Origin of the sequence: Chryseobacterium sp. B21-037 (assembly GCF_028570785.1) — a bacterium.
In the GTDB taxonomy this organism is placed as follows: Bacteria; Bacteroidota; Bacteroidia; order Flavobacteriales; family Weeksellaceae; genus Chryseobacterium; species Chryseobacterium proteolyticum.
The window spans coordinates 3,983,031-3,998,179 of the sequence record NZ_JALGCB010000001.1 but is presented as its reverse complement, the minus strand read 5'-3'; the positions used below and the strand labels follow the sequence as shown (position 1 = coordinate 3,998,179).

General features: G+C 36.4%; 13 protein-coding genes and 1 pseudogene. 1 reads left to right on the top strand and 13 read right to left on the bottom strand.

The genetic code is table 11. The annotated features are described in order from the left end of the window. Positions 1 to 185: 185 nt before the first annotated feature. The 13 genes and pseudogenes from MTQ00_RS17815 to MTQ00_RS17755 all read right to left on the bottom strand — a co-directional run bounded on the left by MTQ00_RS17815 (position 186) and on the right by MTQ00_RS17755 (position 14,024). Positions 186 to 554: a hypothetical protein gene (locus MTQ00_RS17815; protein ID WP_273650518.1), complete on the bottom strand. Its 369-nt coding sequence runs from the start codon at positions 552 to 554 to the stop codon at positions 186 to 188. A gap of 3 nt (positions 555 to 557) precedes the next feature. Then, on the bottom strand, positions 558 to 1,232 hold the full coding sequence (locus MTQ00_RS17810; RefSeq protein WP_172284641.1) for a superoxide dismutase: 675 nt from the start codon (positions 1,230 to 1,232) through the stop codon (positions 558 to 560). A gap of 109 nt (positions 1,233 to 1,341) precedes the next feature. Next, positions 1,342 to 2,025, bottom strand: coding sequence for an SCO family protein (locus MTQ00_RS17805; protein ID WP_442868057.1), 684 nt, complete (start codon positions 2,023 to 2,025; stop codon positions 1,342 to 1,344). Then, complete coding sequence (locus MTQ00_RS17800) at positions 2,012 to 2,287, bottom strand: YHS domain-containing protein (protein ID WP_273650517.1); 276 nt, start codon at positions 2,285 to 2,287, stop codon at positions 2,012 to 2,014. Before MTQ00_RS17800 ends, MTQ00_RS17805 begins: the two co-directional genes overlap by 14 nt. A 116-nt stretch (positions 2,288 to 2,403) precedes the next feature. Next, positions 2,404 to 2,763: a hypothetical protein gene (locus tag MTQ00_RS17795; protein WP_273650516.1), complete on the bottom strand. Its 360-nt coding sequence runs from the start codon at positions 2,761 to 2,763 to the stop codon at positions 2,404 to 2,406. 142 nt (positions 2,764 to 2,905) lie between these two features. Continuing rightward, positions 2,906 to 4,864, bottom strand: a complete 1,959-nt coding sequence (locus MTQ00_RS17790) for a heavy metal translocating P-type ATPase (RefSeq protein WP_273650515.1) — start codon at positions 4,862 to 4,864, stop codon at positions 2,906 to 2,908. 44 nt (positions 4,865 to 4,908) lie between these two features. Beyond that, positions 4,909 to 5,328, bottom strand: a complete 420-nt coding sequence (locus MTQ00_RS17785) for a Fur family transcriptional regulator (protein ID WP_172284650.1) — start codon at positions 5,326 to 5,328, stop codon at positions 4,909 to 4,911. 15 nt (positions 5,329 to 5,343) lie between these two features. Next, positions 5,344 to 6,240 carry a cation diffusion facilitator family transporter gene (locus tag MTQ00_RS17780; protein WP_273651073.1) on the bottom strand — a complete coding sequence of 299 codons (897 nt, stop codon included), beginning with the start codon at positions 6,238 to 6,240 and terminating at the stop codon, positions 5,344 to 5,346. A 20-nt stretch (positions 6,241 to 6,260) separates the two neighbouring features. Beyond that, positions 6,261 to 7,133, bottom strand: coding sequence for a bestrophin family protein (locus tag MTQ00_RS17775; RefSeq protein WP_172284652.1), 873 nt, complete (start codon positions 7,131 to 7,133; stop codon positions 6,261 to 6,263). A 31-nt stretch (positions 7,134 to 7,164) separates the two neighbouring features. Further along, on the bottom strand, positions 7,165 to 7,905 hold the full coding sequence (locus MTQ00_RS17770) for a methyltransferase family protein (RefSeq protein WP_273650514.1): 741 nt from the start codon (positions 7,903 to 7,905) through the stop codon (positions 7,165 to 7,167). A gap of 45 nt (positions 7,906 to 7,950) precedes the next feature. Further along, positions 7,951 to 9,195 (bottom strand): efflux RND transporter periplasmic adaptor subunit, encoded by a 1,245-nt coding sequence (locus MTQ00_RS17765; protein WP_273650513.1) that lies wholly within the window; start codon positions 9,193 to 9,195, stop codon positions 7,951 to 7,953. Position 9,196: 1 nt separating this feature from the next. After that, positions 9,197 to 13,561, bottom strand: a pseudogene (locus MTQ00_RS17760) (CusA/CzcA family heavy metal efflux RND transporter). Between the two features lie 139 nt (positions 13,562 to 13,700). After that, positions 13,701 to 14,024, bottom strand: a complete 324-nt coding sequence (locus MTQ00_RS17755; RefSeq protein WP_273650512.1) for a DUF6660 family protein — start codon at positions 14,022 to 14,024, stop codon at positions 13,701 to 13,703. A 267-nt stretch (positions 14,025 to 14,291) separates the two neighbouring features. On the opposite strand from MTQ00_RS17755, the gene MTQ00_RS17750 reads away from it, so the two are divergent. Next, complete coding sequence (locus MTQ00_RS17750; RefSeq protein WP_273650511.1) at positions 14,292 to 15,146, top strand: cell wall anchor protein; 855 nt, start codon at positions 14,292 to 14,294, stop codon at positions 15,144 to 15,146. The last annotated feature ends 3 nt before the right edge of the window (positions 15,147 to 15,149 follow it).

The window sequence follows — 15,149 nt, the reverse complement described above, 5'->3', positions numbered from 1 at the left end:
AATAGAAATAAGCATCGAATGTTGAAAACATTCATTTTCTCAATCCCAATAGGCATAAAAGTTTTAGCACTTTAGAATTATAAAGTGAATCATGAAACAATTATGAAGAACACATGAGTGTGGAAAATCTGTAATTTTCGCAGTACGTGAACTTTAACAATTGGAGATAAAATGTATAAACAACTTTAAAAAACCGGCGGCCTGAAAATATGTTTCAGGAAAAGAAAAGAGTAATTCTTTTGATAAATAAAAGTAAAATTGTGATCGTATGTTAGACCTGTGTTTTTTATTTCTGTAATTTCCGGAAGGATGTAGATATCAAGAATTTTTTGTCCGGAAGTTTTTCCCTTACTCAAAGGGGCTGTTTCTGTATCATTGGTTTTAGCGAGTTCTTTACTCAAATAACATTTACCATTACAATTCAGCTCTGGTTTATTTTTGTTAACACAAAGAAAATCAGCAATATAATCATAATTTACAGCATATTCCATGATGGGGATCAGAGGTCTGACCACCATATAGAAGGTAAGGAATATGCTGCAAATATAATTCATGATCTATTTTTTGCTCAGTGCATTTTCATATCTCTTACTTACCTCTTTCCAGTTTAATACATTCCAGATCGCGGTAAGATAGTCAGCTCTCTTATTCTGATATTTTAAATAATAAGCATGCTCCCAAACATCAATTCCAAGAATTGGAGTTCCTTTTTCTTCTACAACATCCATTAAAGGATTATCCTGATTAGGAGTTGAAGAAACAAACAACTTCCCGTTCTTATCCACGGAAAGCCATGCCCAGCCGGAACCAAAACGATCAGCTCCTGCCTTGCTCATTTTTTCTTTAAAGGCATCAAGACTTCCAAAAGTTTCTGTAATTGCTTTTAGTAATTTCGCAGAAGGCTGGGTATTTTTCTCAGGCGTTAACATGGTCCAGAAAAGTTCGTGGTTAAAATGTCCTCCGGCGTTGTTTCTGATCGTTGGACTAAGAGTTGAAACTTTAGAAAGGATCTGGAATAAAGTCTCTTTTTCCTGAGGTGTTCCAGCAATTGCCTTATTCAAATTACTTACATACCCCGCAGCATGCTTTGTATAATGGATTTCCATCGTTTGTGCATCTATTGAACCTTCCAACGCATTGTAAGCGTATGATAAAGGAGTTTGCTTGAATTGCGCAAAAGCAAATTGCGCCGCCAAAACTGCACCTAAGGCAGCTATTTTCATAATCTTCATAATGTTTTGTATTTATGGTTTAACATTTTTTTAAAGAGTAAGTTTGATGATGGAAGACAAGGGTCAAAGACCTTTATTCACAATCAATACACTTCCTGACATCCAACTTTTAATTTAATAACTTCTTAATATCTTCAATCAGCCTTTCCCTGTCCGGATGATATTTGCCGGTAAGCTGTGTTTCTTTTCCTTCGGGATCCTTATAGTTTAATCCTGAATAGTAAAGGATAGGCATATTGTCTTTATTATATCTGCAACGGATATTTCCTTCCTGATCAACAAGCGCAATCATCCCGCTATGATTAAGACTCTCTCCCTCATCTTCTTTATCCCCAACATAGATATTGAACTGATCCGCAAGGTTTCCAATATACGTCCGGTCTCCGGTTAAAAAATGCCAGTTGGGAGATTTTGCTCCGATTCTATTGGCATGTTGTTTCAACGTTTCCGGAGTATCGTTCAACGGATCTATGCTTATGGAAATAATCCCAAACCCAGGATTGTTAATCTCCTCTTCGATCACTTTCATATTGCTGTTCATTACAGGACAGATGGTGGGACATTTACTAAAGAAGAATTCCACCAGATATACTTTGCCCAGCATATCTCTATTGGTAATCTTTTTATTATTCTGATCGGTAAGTTCAAAATCAGGAACCTTCATTACAGTATAAAGGTTTTTTTTAAAATAGCTCATACCAAAACCTACTCCCAGGAAAATAACTGCAATAATTGCAATGGGAATAACGATCCTGCTTTTTGAGCTTTGGGCTGTTTTTTTATTTTTGGACATATTTTTCAGGATTTTTGTTGAATTCGTCCTTACAGGAAGCACTGCAAAAACCGTACACCTTGTTCTTATATGTTGCTGTAAATTTTAAATAATCTGCCGTTTTCATATGACATATAGGATCTTCAGCGTTGACTACTTTTACCTTAAGGTTCTCCTTTGGAGTCATCATACTTTTACTATGCTTTACTTTAGGTGTTTCCTGGGCACAGGAAATAAATGATACCGACAGCAGCAAAGCTGTCAAAATGAATATATGTTTCATTGGATTGAAATGAAAATTTATAATAATGGATTAATTCAGAGATCTGATTAAAACTAATTACATAATAAACAGCTAATAAAGATTAGGTATTCGACTAGTAAATTAGTTATTATAAATTATCCTAAAGGAGGATGGAATATCCTGGAAAAATAATCTGAAGAATGCGATTTGATATAGCCTGGATTAGCAACTTTTTGCAAGAGCTCAAATCCTTTGGCATCAGCAAATGAAAGAATATCATTGGAAAGAAATAGATCAAGGACAGAAATTTTTATCGTTTGTGGACCCGATTGCTTTTCTGTTTTAGCGAGTTCTTTTTCTACATAACATTTACCTTTACATGTAGATTGCGGTTTATCTCTGTTTTCACAGAGATTTTTTACAATATAATCATAGTTAACCGCATAATTCACTAATGGCAAAACAGGACGTATTGCTATGGTAAAAATAATGAATATGGATATGAAAAGCTTCAATGATCAATTCTATTCCACAAATATACTACTCAAATTCTTTTTAAGTATAATTTATGATGAAAGTCATCGATATTTTTTCAGACAGAAGCCTTACCGAAATTCAGCAAGGCTTCTTATAATTAAGTTTAATTATGGTTTATGATTAAAATTTCATCCTTTGGATCCTTACGGCATTAAGGATTGCAATCAGTGAAACTCCGACATCTGCAAAAACCGCTTCCCACATGGTCGCCAAACCTCCTGCGCCAAGAATCAAAACAATTCCTTTTACCACAAATGCCAGGGTAATGTTTTGCCATACAATCTGTTTGGTCTTTCTACCTATATTAATGGCCATCGGAATTTTACTTGGCATGTCATCCTGTATTACAACGTCAGCTGTTTCAATCGTTGCATCACTTCCCAGTCCACCCATTGCAATTCCTACATCACTCAAAGCTACTACCGGAGCATCATTCACTCCATCACCCACAAAAGCAACCGTCTCATTTTTAGCTTTGATAGCTTTTACTTTATTCACCTTATCCTCTGGAAGTAAATCCCCATAAGCATTTTGAATTCCCAAAGTATCCGCCACATATTTTACAACTGAGCTTTTATCACCACTCAGCATGGTTGATTTTATATTTAATGCTTTTAATTTATTGATCGTTAATTGTGCATCGTTTTTAATGGTATCTGCAATAGTAAGATATCCTACAAACTTATTATCATAAGCGACCGCAATTAATGTATACACAATATTATCCGGGTTGATATCATACTGAATATTAAATCGATCCATCATTTTGAAATTCCCAACCAATAAATCTTTTCCATTAATTGTTGCTTTCAGCCCGTGCCCTGCAATTTCCTCTACGTTTTCCATAGGAATGGAATGATCTATTTCTCCCACATACTCATGAATAGCTGTTGCTACAGGGTGCGTACTCTGGCTTTCTAAAAGGTTTACCAGTTTCAATATATCATTTTTATCAAACTCAGGCTTGAAGTCCACTTCCTGAACTTTGAAAACACCTTCTGTCATTGTTCCGGTCTTATCCATTACAACATTCTGGATTTTAGCAAGTGCATCTAAGAAGTTACTTCCTTTGAACAGAATTCCATTTCTGCTTCCCGCTCCAATCCCTCCGAAATATCCCAAAGGAATTGAGATCACCAATGCACATGGACAAGAAATCACAAGGAATACTAAAGCTCTGTACAGCCAATCTTTAAATTGATAATCTGGTACAAAGAAATAAGGTAATAATGCAATTGCTATAGCAAGCAATACCACAATCGGAGTATAAACCTTCGCAAATTTTCTAATGAATAATTCGGTTGGAGCTTTTTGCGCTGTAGCATTTTGAACCAGCTCCAGGATCTTACTCAGTTTACTATCCTGATATGCAGTGGTAACTTTAACCTGGCTAACAGTATTTAAATTGATCATTCCCGCAAGCACGGCATCACCTTTGGCTTTGGTATCCGGCTTACTTTCTCCTGTAAGTGCAGCTGTATTAAATGAAGCAGTTTCTGAAAGCAATTCTCCATCCAGCCCTAATTTCTCTCCGGATTTCAATTGAATAATTTCTCCTATACCTACAGTCTCTGCTTTCACTATTTGGGGTAGTCCACCCTTTAAAACAGTTACCTCATCCGGACGCTGATCTAATAATGATTTGATATTGCTTTTCGCTCTTGTAACGGCCAAAGTTTGAAATACTTCTCCAACGGCATAAAAAAGCATCACTGCTACTCCTTCAGGATATTGGGCAATAACAAATGCCCCAATTGTTGCAATCCCCATTAAGAAGAATTCTGAAAACACATCTCCTTTAATGATGCTTTCATAAGCCTCTCTTAATACTGGAAGTCCAACAGGAATATAGGCCGCTGAGTACCAAACGATCCGAACCCAACCGGTAAACCATTCTGTTTTTATATAATTGTCTAAAGCGACACCGATCATTAATAAAACAAAAGAGATTACTGCAGGTAAAAACAACTGGAAAGTCGTTTTATCTGAGGTATCATGAGAGTGACCGTGATCATGGCCATCTCCTTCAAAATGATTGTGCTCTTTTTTTTGAGGTTTTGTATTACAGCATTCTTCCATAACTTATAATTTTCAACAAAATTAATTTTAAAACAAGTGCAATACTATTGCAAACTTTCCAAACAATCTTCGCAAATCCCTTTAGCAAAAAGCCTTATTTCATCAATCCGGAAATTAGTTTGGATGTTATCTGGAAATGAAATATCTTCTTTACAGGTGGTTTGCTTACAAATTTTACAGTAAAAATGAAGATGCCAGTCTTTATGTGTTTTCTCGTCACAATCATCATCGCAAAGCTTATACTTGGTAGTTGTATTTTCCTGTATCCCGTGAACAATTCCTTTCTCTTCAAAAGTTTTTAAGGTCCTGTAAATAGTTGTTCGGTCTGCATTATCAAAATGACTTTCAATTTCAGACAATGACAAAGCGGCTTCCTGAGAGCTCAAAAAATCATATACCAGGATACGCATACTTGTTGGCTTCGTATTTTTGTCTATAAGCTTATCTTCTATATCTTTTTTCATTTCTGATATTTTTTATTAATAATGGGTAACATCTTCCTGATAACTTTCTTCCTCAATCTGAAAAGTAGTATGGCTGATGGTAAATCTGGATGTTGTTTCTTCGGTCAGTTTTTCCAGCAGCTGATTTTGAGTAATTGTATCATCTTTAACAATATGAGAACTCATGGCATTTACGCCGGAAGTAAGTGACCATACATGGAGATCATGCACGCTTTTTACACCAGGAACCTGTTCCAGTGATTTACGTAACAGATCAATATCTACATCTTTGGGAGTACTCTCCAGTAATACATTAACAGCTTCCTTAAGAAGTCGCCAGGTTCTGGGAAAGATCAGTAAGCCAATTGCTGCCGAGATCAATGGGTCGGCATAGTACCAGTTGGTTGTAAGCATAATTACACCTGCAATCATAACTCCTACAGAAGTAAGCATATCCGAAAGAACTTCAAAATACGCACCTTTCATATTAAGACTCGCTTCGGAATCTTTTCTAAGGATCAACATTCCTGCAATGTTTACTAAAAGTCCTATTCCCGCAACAATCAACATTGATTTACTCTGCACTTCTGGAGGGCTTTTAAATCTCTGATAAGCTTCAAATAAAACATACACGGAGATTCCCAGCAGTACCACGGCATTGATCACCGCTGCCAATATTTCTGTACGGTAATATCCAAAAGTCTTTTTGGAGTCCGCTTTCCGTTCTCCGATTTTTATTGCAATAAAAGCCAGTAACAATCCTACCACATCTGTAAGCATGTGAGCGGCATCTGCAAGCAACGCAAGACTATTGGTAAGAATTCCTCCAATAACCTCCGCAATAAGATATGCTCCACTAAACGATAATACAATAAGAAGATTCTTTTTATGTTTACTGGCTGCGGAAACTGTTTGTGTGTTTTTTTCGTTCATCATTTCAAAAATAAGTTGGGTTACATTTCATAGTACAAAGGATTTTCTTTCTTCATAGGAACATTCTTTTCCCCGACCATCTGTCTCAGGTTAATTTCTATTGTCTGTGCTAAAGAAGTCATTGGGGTATCAACAGGCGTATTTTCAAAAGGATCCTGCATGATGATTGATGTTCTTTCTATAGCGATAAACATTGTAGGAACTAAAATAGTGACCAATACTTCGATTATCAATTGATTATCATCCAATCCAAATGGTAAAATAGCAGCAAAAACATAGATTAACACATGGACCAAAATACTATATGATCGCGGGAAAACCGTATTCTTTAATCGCTCACATTTTCCCATGCTATCACAAAGCTTTGTAATGGCATCATTAAGTTGTAATTGTTGAAATTCTGAGATTTCCCCTGAGGAAAAAGCTTTTCTTACCTGCCTGGAATGTTCATCGAGTAATGCATTCGGAACATTTAAAGCATCAATTTGATGAGCAGTAAGATATTCCTGTACCTTTACAGAAAAGGGCAGCTTTCTAAGCGATTCCCCTAACGCAAAAGTCCAGATGATCTGTCTTTCCGCGAATTCCTGTGCTTGTTTTTCCGGTAAAAACTGAATTGCTAATCTGATCAAAGTCCGGGAATCGTTTACAATGGCTCCCCAGACAATTCTTGCCTCCCACCATCTTTCATAAGATTGTGAAGTACGGAAAGCCAATAACAGAGAAACGGCCGTTCCCACTAATGCAGGAATATTCAGAGGAAGTGATATTTTTCTAAATCCGGGAAGTAAATCTAAAAGCCCTATACAAAAAGCAAATATGCAAATGAAAAGAATCTGAGATTTTATTTCATTAATGAAATACCAAATGGATAATCTTTTGTTTAATAACATAATTATTTTTTTTAAATTAAGTTCTAACTCTTTAAGATCTGTTGTTTTCTAAAAGTTTCGTTTTCATTTTTAATACTTTGAGTACAAAGTACATCATCATTGTAATGATCGTACCAGAAATGAACAACAAATTATGATCAGAATGATCTCTAATCCATTCTCCTGTAATATCGAAAAGCGTAAAGATCAAAAACATAGCAAAAAGCCCATTCTTTTCTTTCTTCAACACCTTTTTTAGACTAAATGAGAGTTCGTTTTTCCTAAACAATCCTAAGTTAGGAATAAAAACCGGTACTTTGGATGCCCAGCTTCTATATTTTTCTCCAAATTTTCTTTCTAAAAATTGTTCCTCTGCATAAATAATCCGCTCATAATAAATCCAGTAAAAAAGAATGAAGGAAACGACAAACCATAAATTTTCTGTAAATAAGGCAAGTCCCAGCCACATAAAAAAGTTCCCAAGATATAAAGGATTTCTTACTACACTGTATATCCCTGTTGTATTAAGTGTATCAGCTACCTGACCTTCTGAGGTATTCCTTCCCGAGGTATTTTTAGGTGTATATCCCACTGTATAAACTCTAATCCCTAAACCTACAGCACTTATTAAAAGGCAGGCAAATTCGTATAGAATTTCGCAGCTCGTTGTTTCTTCTTTTAAATTCATTTGAACAGAAACCACAAAACCGATAAATAAAATACCTATCGGTAATGTGCTTCTATATTTGAAAAGCCAATTCCCTTGTTTTTCAAGTTCTTCTTTTAAAGCCATCTTGTGAAATAATATTATTGTGTTTTTTTGTCGGAAGGCTTTTAATTAATCCTGCTCGCCAGCATTGGTGAGCTTCGCATTTACAAAAAATGTACTTTTCACTACTATTTTAGAATCAGGAGCAATTTCTGTTACCGGAGTTATTGCTGTATAACCCATATCAGAAGAACCTTTTACTACTTCAATTTTCTCAAAATTGATCATTTTCACATTTTCTTTAGACATCTCTTTCTTAGGTTTTTCTTCATCATGATTTTCTGCAGGCTTTTTATTCGTTTGAACAAAAATATAAGACTTTCCATCTGCTTCTACAATTGCATCATTAGGAACAGCCGGTGTGGTTGTTTTTTCGAGACTTACAACTCCGGTAATGCTCATTCCATCAATTAATCCTTCCTTATTCCCGATTACATTACAGTGTACAGAAATCGTCTTACTCGCATTCTCAAAAGATGAACCTATGCTGAATACTTTGGCATCATACTCTGTCTCCGGGTTGTTGGTTAGATTAAAATGAACAATTTGCCCAACTTTCATTTTCGGAAGATCTTTTTCATATATCTGTAAATCCAAATGGATAGATTCATTATCAATAACTTCAGCCACCGGAGATGAAACATCAACATAGCTCCCTATTTGCGCAGAAATACTACTCACAGTTCCATTGATAGGTGATGTTATTACCAAACCTGATCTCATATTTGCATTGTTAACAGCACCGGGGCTTATTCCCATCATCTGGAGTTGCCTCAACAAAGAGGCCCTCCTCGTTCTGAGGGTTTTTAATTCTGCATCGGAACTCTGCAGGTTTTTCTTGGCTCCTGCATCATTATCAAAAAGCTCTCGTTGTCTTCTGTACTCCTGTTCCGCAAATGTAATCCTACTATTCACAGTCAGGTATTCTTCCTGAAGTCTTATAAATTCAGGATTGGCAATTGTTGCGATCACCTGTCCTTTTCTCACCACACTACCTACCTGAACAGTAAGCGTTTTAATAATTCCTCCATATAAAGAGGTAATGGTGGCTTTACTGTTATTAGGTACATCCAAGGTACCATTGGCTTTAACGGTAGAAGTTAACTCCTTCATTTCAATGGTTCCCATTGTAATTCCAACAGCTTTTATTTGTTCTTCCGTTAATGAAGCAATAGTCTCGGAAGCTTCTGCGGGTTTCTCAATTTTTTGCTCTGCTTTCCCCGCAGGATTTTCCGCCACCTCTTCCTTTTTACTACAACTTACAGTTAACAAAGAAAGAGCAATACAATATATGATGATGTGTTTTTTTCTCATTTTATTTATTAATTATTGAATTAATCGTTACAACAGATTGGTTCACCTGCTGGATGGATTCCAGGTATTTTAATTGAATATTTGTCGCAGTCTGCAAGGCGAAAAGATACTCTACATAAGTAATTTCACCTGTTCTATATCCTAACTGAGCCGCTTTTACAATTTTCTCAGCATTAGGAATCGCTTGCCCCACATAGTAATTATATTGCTGCGTATCCTGTTGATATTGGGTTAATGCGTTTTGCAATTGAGTGGAAAGCTGATTCTTCTGATACATAGCATTGGTTTCCGCAACCTGCTTCTGAAATTCCAAAGATTTTATTCTCGCCTTTGTCGCTCCGAAAGTTAGAGGAATTGCTATTCCTACATTTACAAAGCTAAACCGGTTGCCTGAGTTATAAAATACTTCCCGTCCGTTTACTGGATAAGATCCTGTTAAAGACTGGTTGGTATATCCTAAACTGAATTCCGGAAGTCCCTGTGCTTTTTCTACATTTTTGTTTCTTTCAGCAATTTCCATTTCCTGATAAAATGCTTTAATTGTAGGGTTATTATCAACCTCTTTGCTGTCCAGAATATTTCCGGATTTAAGCGGCTCATAATTTCCGTTAAATGGAACCTCAATGTCCTCAGAAATATTTAAAAGTGTCTTTAAATTTTTATATGCGTTATTTAAAAATACCTGATTTTGATTGAGCAAAAGGTTGATTTCTCCTTGTTGGGTTTCAGCAGTACTGATCTCAATCTTTTTTATGTCCCCAGCCTTGAACCTTACGGTGGCTATACGAATGAAATCGCGATACAGGCTGTCCAGATTCTTTAATTGCGCTTTATTGTATTGCAGATATTCAATCTGATAATAATAGGAGCGAACCTGTTTAACAAGCTCATTCATAGAAATTTCCTTCTCTATCTGTTTACCTTTTATAGTTTCCGCAATTAATTCTTTTCTGGCCTTGAATATAGTAGGAAAAGGAATACTTTGTGAAATTGCAAAAGATTGGTCAAAAGTAGGACTATTATACTGCCCGAGCTGTGCATTAAAATTCATTTTTGGCAATTCTTTAGCCGTAGGTTTTTAAAGCCCTTGCAGCCTCAATGCCCAGGTCTTTGGATTTCAGTCCGGGGTTGTTCGCCACGGCCTGTTCTACTGCCTGTTTCTACAGTCAATGTTCTGGATTGAGCGCTGGCGAATTGACCCAACATTATAAATCCAAGAATAATCACCGGTGTAAATGGTTTCATTTTCACCTTCTTAATTCGAAGTTTTGTATTGAAAATAATATACAGCATTGGTAACACAAATAAAGTAAGAAAAGTAGCACTGATTAATCCACCGATTACAACGGTTGCCAGTGGTTTCTGAACCTCAGCTCCTGCGCCCGTGGAAATCGCCATGGGTAAAAAATCCTAACGATGCTACCGTTGCAGTCATTAATACTGGTCGAAGCCTTGTTTTTAGTCCCCTCCATCACTCTTTTAAAGATATCTTTTTCGCCTTCTTTTTCTAATTCATTGAAGGTTCCTATCAATACAATTCCATTAAGAACCGCTACTCCGAATAAGGCAATAAATCCAATTCCGGCACTGATACTAAAAGGCATCCCTCTTACAAGAAGGGCAAAGATCCCACCAATAGCACTCATTGGAATGGCTGTAAAAATCAATGCTGCCTGTTTTAAAGAGTTGAAAGTGAAATACAATAATAAAAATATCAACAACAGCGATATAGGTACCGCAATCATAAGACGCTGGCTAGCCTCCTGAAGGTTTTCAAATTGTCCACCGTAAGTATAATAATATCCTGCAGGTAGCTTAACGTCTTTGTCAAGCTTCTTCTGAATATCCTGAAACCACACTCTGTACATCACGTCCTTTAACATTAAAGCCTACAACAATTCTACGTTTTTGCCTGTTCGCGGCTGATCTGTGCGGGCCCCATTTTGTATTTGACATCTGCGACCTGTGAAAGCGGGATCTGTGCTCCTGTTTTAGTATTGATCATCAGGTTATCAACATCATCAATATTAGTCCTATTAAGACTATCCAAGCGAACAACCAGATCAAAACGTCTCTCATTCTCAAAAACCTGACCGGTACTTTTTCCTGCAAACGCGGTACTTAAGGCGTTATTTACATCTTCAATATTGATTCCGTAATTAGCCATTCTTGTTCTGTCATAAGTAACATTGATTTGTGGAAGTCCACCCACTTTTTCAATTTGAGGAGCATTAGCTCCGTTTACCGATTGTATCGCCTTTCCAACTTTCTCTGCATAAATGGCCAGGGAATCCAGATTCTCCCCGAAAATTTTAACGGCTACGTCCTGTCTAATTCCCGTCATCAATTCATTAAAACGCATTTGGATCGGCTGGTTTCTTTCAAAATATACCCCGGGAATCGCTTCCAGTTTTTTACTGATCTCATCTCCCAGTTCCGCATATGATTTTTTTGTTTTCCACTCGCTCTGTGGTTTTAGCACCACAATGATATCTGAAGCCTCTGGTGGCATCGGGTCGGTAGGTACTTCGGCTGATCCGGTTTTTCCTACAACCATTTTTACCTCATCAAATGACTTGATGATCCTTGATGCCTGCATGGATGTTTCCAAACTTTGACTCAATGAGCTTTGCTGAGGTAGGATACATTGAAATGCATAATCTCCTTCCTGCAATTGCGGGATAAACTCCCCTCCCATATTTTTGAATATGAAAATTGAAATCACAAAAATAGAAATCGTTATAGTGACAATTACGAGCTTCAATCGAATGGCTTTTTGCAACAAAGGCTGATAAATACCTTGAAGGAAGTCCATAATTTTGTCACTGAGTGTCTTTTTATGACTAACATTTTTAGAAAGGAACAACGAGCTTACCATTGGAATATAAGTAATGGATAAAATGGTAGCTCCAATAATTGCAAATCCTACTGTTTTTGCCATCGGGGTAAACATTTTACCTTCTACTCCAGCTAAAGAAAGTATTGGAATATAAACGATCAGAATAATAATTTGTCCAAAAATGGCACTATTCATCATCTTGGACGCTGCCGTTCCTACTTCCTTATCCATCTGGATCTGCGTAAGCTTCCCGCTGTTTTTATTATGTAATAAATGCAATGTTGCCTCTACAATAATAACGGCTCCATCTACAATAAGTCCAAAATCAATTGCCCCCAGACTCATCAGGTTGGCACTCACCCCAAACACATTCATCATTCCTAAAGCAAATAATAAGGATAGAGGAATTGCTGACGCAACAATAAGCCCGGCCCGAAGATTTCCAAGAAAAACAACAAGTACGAAAATTACAATTAATGCACCCTCTACCAGATTTTTCTCCACTGTTTTCATTGCTCTTCCCACGAGATCGGTCCTATCAATGAAAGGCTCAATGACTACGTCGTCAGGAAGAGATTTTTGAATAGTAGGGATTTTAGCTTTCACATTGTTCACCACCTCATTACTATTCGCTCCTTTCAGCATCATTACGACTCCACCCACTGCATCTACTTTTCCGTTATAGGTCATCGCTCCATATCGCACCGCACTTCCAAAACGAACATCTGCGACATCTTTTATGTATATAGGAATACTTCCTGTTTCATTTTTCACTGCTATGTTCCGAATATCTTCTAACGAAGTGACCATTCCGACCCCGCGGATAAAATAGGCATTCGGTTTTTTGTCAATGTAAGCACCTCCGGTATTCTGATTATTTTTTTCTAAAGCAGTAAAAATATCGGAAATACTTACTCCCATCGCTTTTAGTCTATTGGGATTAATACCAACTTCATATTGTTTCAACTCACCTCCAAAACTGTTGATTTCTGCAACACCAGGAGTTCCGTTAAGCTGTCTTCGAACAATCCAGTCCTGCATGGTCCGAAGATCTTTAGCACTGTATTTTTTTTCGCTTCCTTTTTTCGGATGCAGAATATATTGATATATTTCTCCTAATCCCGTACTTACCGGAGCAAGTTCCGGAACGCCCACTCCTTTGGGAATCTCTTCAACGGCTTGTTTAAGTTGCTCACTAATAAGCTGTCGCGCAAAATAAACATCAACATCTTCTTTAAAAACAACTGTAATCACAGAAAGTCCAAACCTTGATACACTTCTCATATCTTCAATGCCTGGAACATTTGCTATACTCTGTTCAATTGGAAAAGTAACCAATTGCTCTACCTCCTGTCCCGCTAATGTAGGACATACTGTAATAATTTGAACCTGATTGTTCGTAATATCAGGTACCGCATCAATGGGTAATCTGGTAGCACTCCAGACTCCCCAGATAATCCACAGTAAAGTCATTAAACCAATAATGAACTTATTCTTAATACTGAATTTTATAATTTTATCTAACACAAAAAAGATTTATTTTATTGAAATTATATGCACAGACATTTTAAAATGTCAAGTGCAAAAATATCATGAAGATCCATGCAATAGAATTGCAAAGTTTCACGTAAGGTTGGAAAGCTGTGCTTTCCCCAAATCAATAAAATTAAATTTTAGGAGGTTGCCAGATGTTTTCGTAAACCTGATAGGCAAAGTTATTTTTGTGGAAAAGAATCTTTTTGGAAAAGTAAGCCTGTTCTTGTCTTGGAATACTTATCTGAGGTTCCATTTTAAAAGCCGCAACCGTTATCTGACAACAATTGCAAACACATAAAGGAGAACAGATATCTCCCTGATCCTTTGAATGAGACTCTTCAACGCTTAATGAAAAGTCAACTTTGGAAGAACCCGATTGTTTATGCACATCTTCACATGGCATTACAGACAATGCCATAAAATAAAGCGCTAAAATCAATCTTAAGAAGTTCATTTGGACAAAGGTAGAATTTTTTTATTAAAAAAATATTAAATAAAATTAAACATACTCCATTAGCATATTTTTTAACAGACCATTATAATACTATATAAATTTATGAATCTATATAGTATTTATTTGTACAATTATTCAAATGATCACATCTTTGACCGGGAAAATAATTCTTAATATTTAATATATTAAAAAAAAATATTAAATCAATAAAGTTTCAATAAATATAAATTATATTCGCGTTTTAAATTTAACAAAAATTAACAATTCATGAAAACGACACTTGTACCGCTATTGTTAGCCGTATCCTCTATGGCTTTTGCCCAATCCTGGAATCTTACAGGAAACTCAGGAACTACTCCTCCATCTAATTTCATCGGCACCATTGATGACCAGGAACTTGTTATCAAAACAAATAACATGGAAAGACTTAAGGTATTTAACGGACCTTATGCCAATGGTATTGCTATCGGAAACTCCGCTGCTGCAGGAACCGTTAACGGAGCCAAATTAGAGCTTGCAACAGTTCTTTGTAATGGCTGTGCTTCACGTTGGTCTGTTGCATCAGATGCAGTTATCAGAATTCTGAATAGCCGAAATATGGAGTTCCATATGCCCAATGACAACGCAGTTGATCCTAATTCAGATACTTCAACTCCCAACTCATCCGGAATTACTAAAATAAAATTTACAGATTCAGTACACCCAAGCAGTCTTGTGGTTTTTAATACCGGAAAAGTGACCGTAGGAACAGATCAATATGATAATGACCCTAATTTCATCTTTTATGTAAGAAAAGGAATAAAGGCTGAGCAAATAAAAGTTGAAAACCCTGCAACCAACGGATGGGCTGATTATGTCTTTAAAAAGGATTACAAATTGAGATCATTGGAAGATGTTGAAAAGCATATTTCAGAAAAAGGACATTTACCAAATATCCCTTCTGCCGGAGAAGTAGAAAAAAATGGAATCAACCTGGGAGAAATGGATGCTAAGCTGCTTGAAAAAATTGAAGAGTTAACATTGTATTCTATTGAGCAAAATAAAACGTTGAAACAACAATCCGATAAGATTGAAAAGCTTGAAAAACAATTGTTGTTGCTTCTTTCAGAAAAAACAAAATAAGTA

Excerpts from the sequence above, each read along its gene's own strand:
- MTQ00_RS17815 (WP_273650518.1), bottom strand. The coding sequence starts at position 554 with ATGAATTATATTTGCAGCATATTCCTTACCTTCTATATGGTGGTCAGA.
- MTQ00_RS17810 (WP_172284641.1), bottom strand. The coding sequence starts at position 1,232 with ATGAAGATTATGAAAATAGCTGCCTTAGGTGCAGTTTTGGCGGCGCAA.
- MTQ00_RS17805 (WP_442868057.1), bottom strand. The coding sequence starts at position 2,025 with ATGTCCAAAAATAAAAAAACAGCCCAAAGCTCAAAAAGCAGGATCGTT.
- MTQ00_RS17800 (WP_273650517.1), bottom strand. The coding sequence starts at position 2,287 with ATGAAACATATATTCATTTTGACAGCTTTGCTGCTGTCGGTATCATTT.
- MTQ00_RS17790 (WP_273650515.1), bottom strand. The coding sequence starts at position 4,864 with ATGGAAGAATGCTGTAATACAAAACCTCAAAAAAAAGAGCACAATCAT.
- MTQ00_RS17785 (WP_172284650.1), bottom strand. The coding sequence starts at position 5,328 with ATGAAAAAAGATATAGAAGATAAGCTTATAGACAAAAATACGAAGCCA.
- MTQ00_RS17780 (WP_273651073.1), bottom strand. The coding sequence starts at position 6,240 with ATGAACGAAAAAAACACACAAACAGTTTCCGCAGCCAGTAAACATAAA.
- MTQ00_RS17775 (WP_172284652.1), bottom strand. The coding sequence starts at position 7,133 with ATGTTATTAAACAAAAGATTATCCATTTGGTATTTCATTAATGAAATA.
- MTQ00_RS17770 (WP_273650514.1), bottom strand. The coding sequence starts at position 7,905 with ATGGCTTTAAAAGAAGAACTTGAAAAACAAGGGAATTGGCTTTTCAAA.
- MTQ00_RS17765 (WP_273650513.1), bottom strand. The coding sequence starts at position 9,195 with ATGAGAAAAAAACACATCATCATATATTGTATTGCTCTTTCTTTGTTA.
- MTQ00_RS17755 (WP_273650512.1), bottom strand. The coding sequence starts at position 14,024 with ATGAACTTCTTAAGATTGATTTTAGCGCTTTATTTTATGGCATTGTCT.
- MTQ00_RS17750 (WP_273650511.1), top strand. The coding sequence starts at position 14,292 with ATGAAAACGACACTTGTACCGCTATTGTTAGCCGTATCCTCTATGGCT.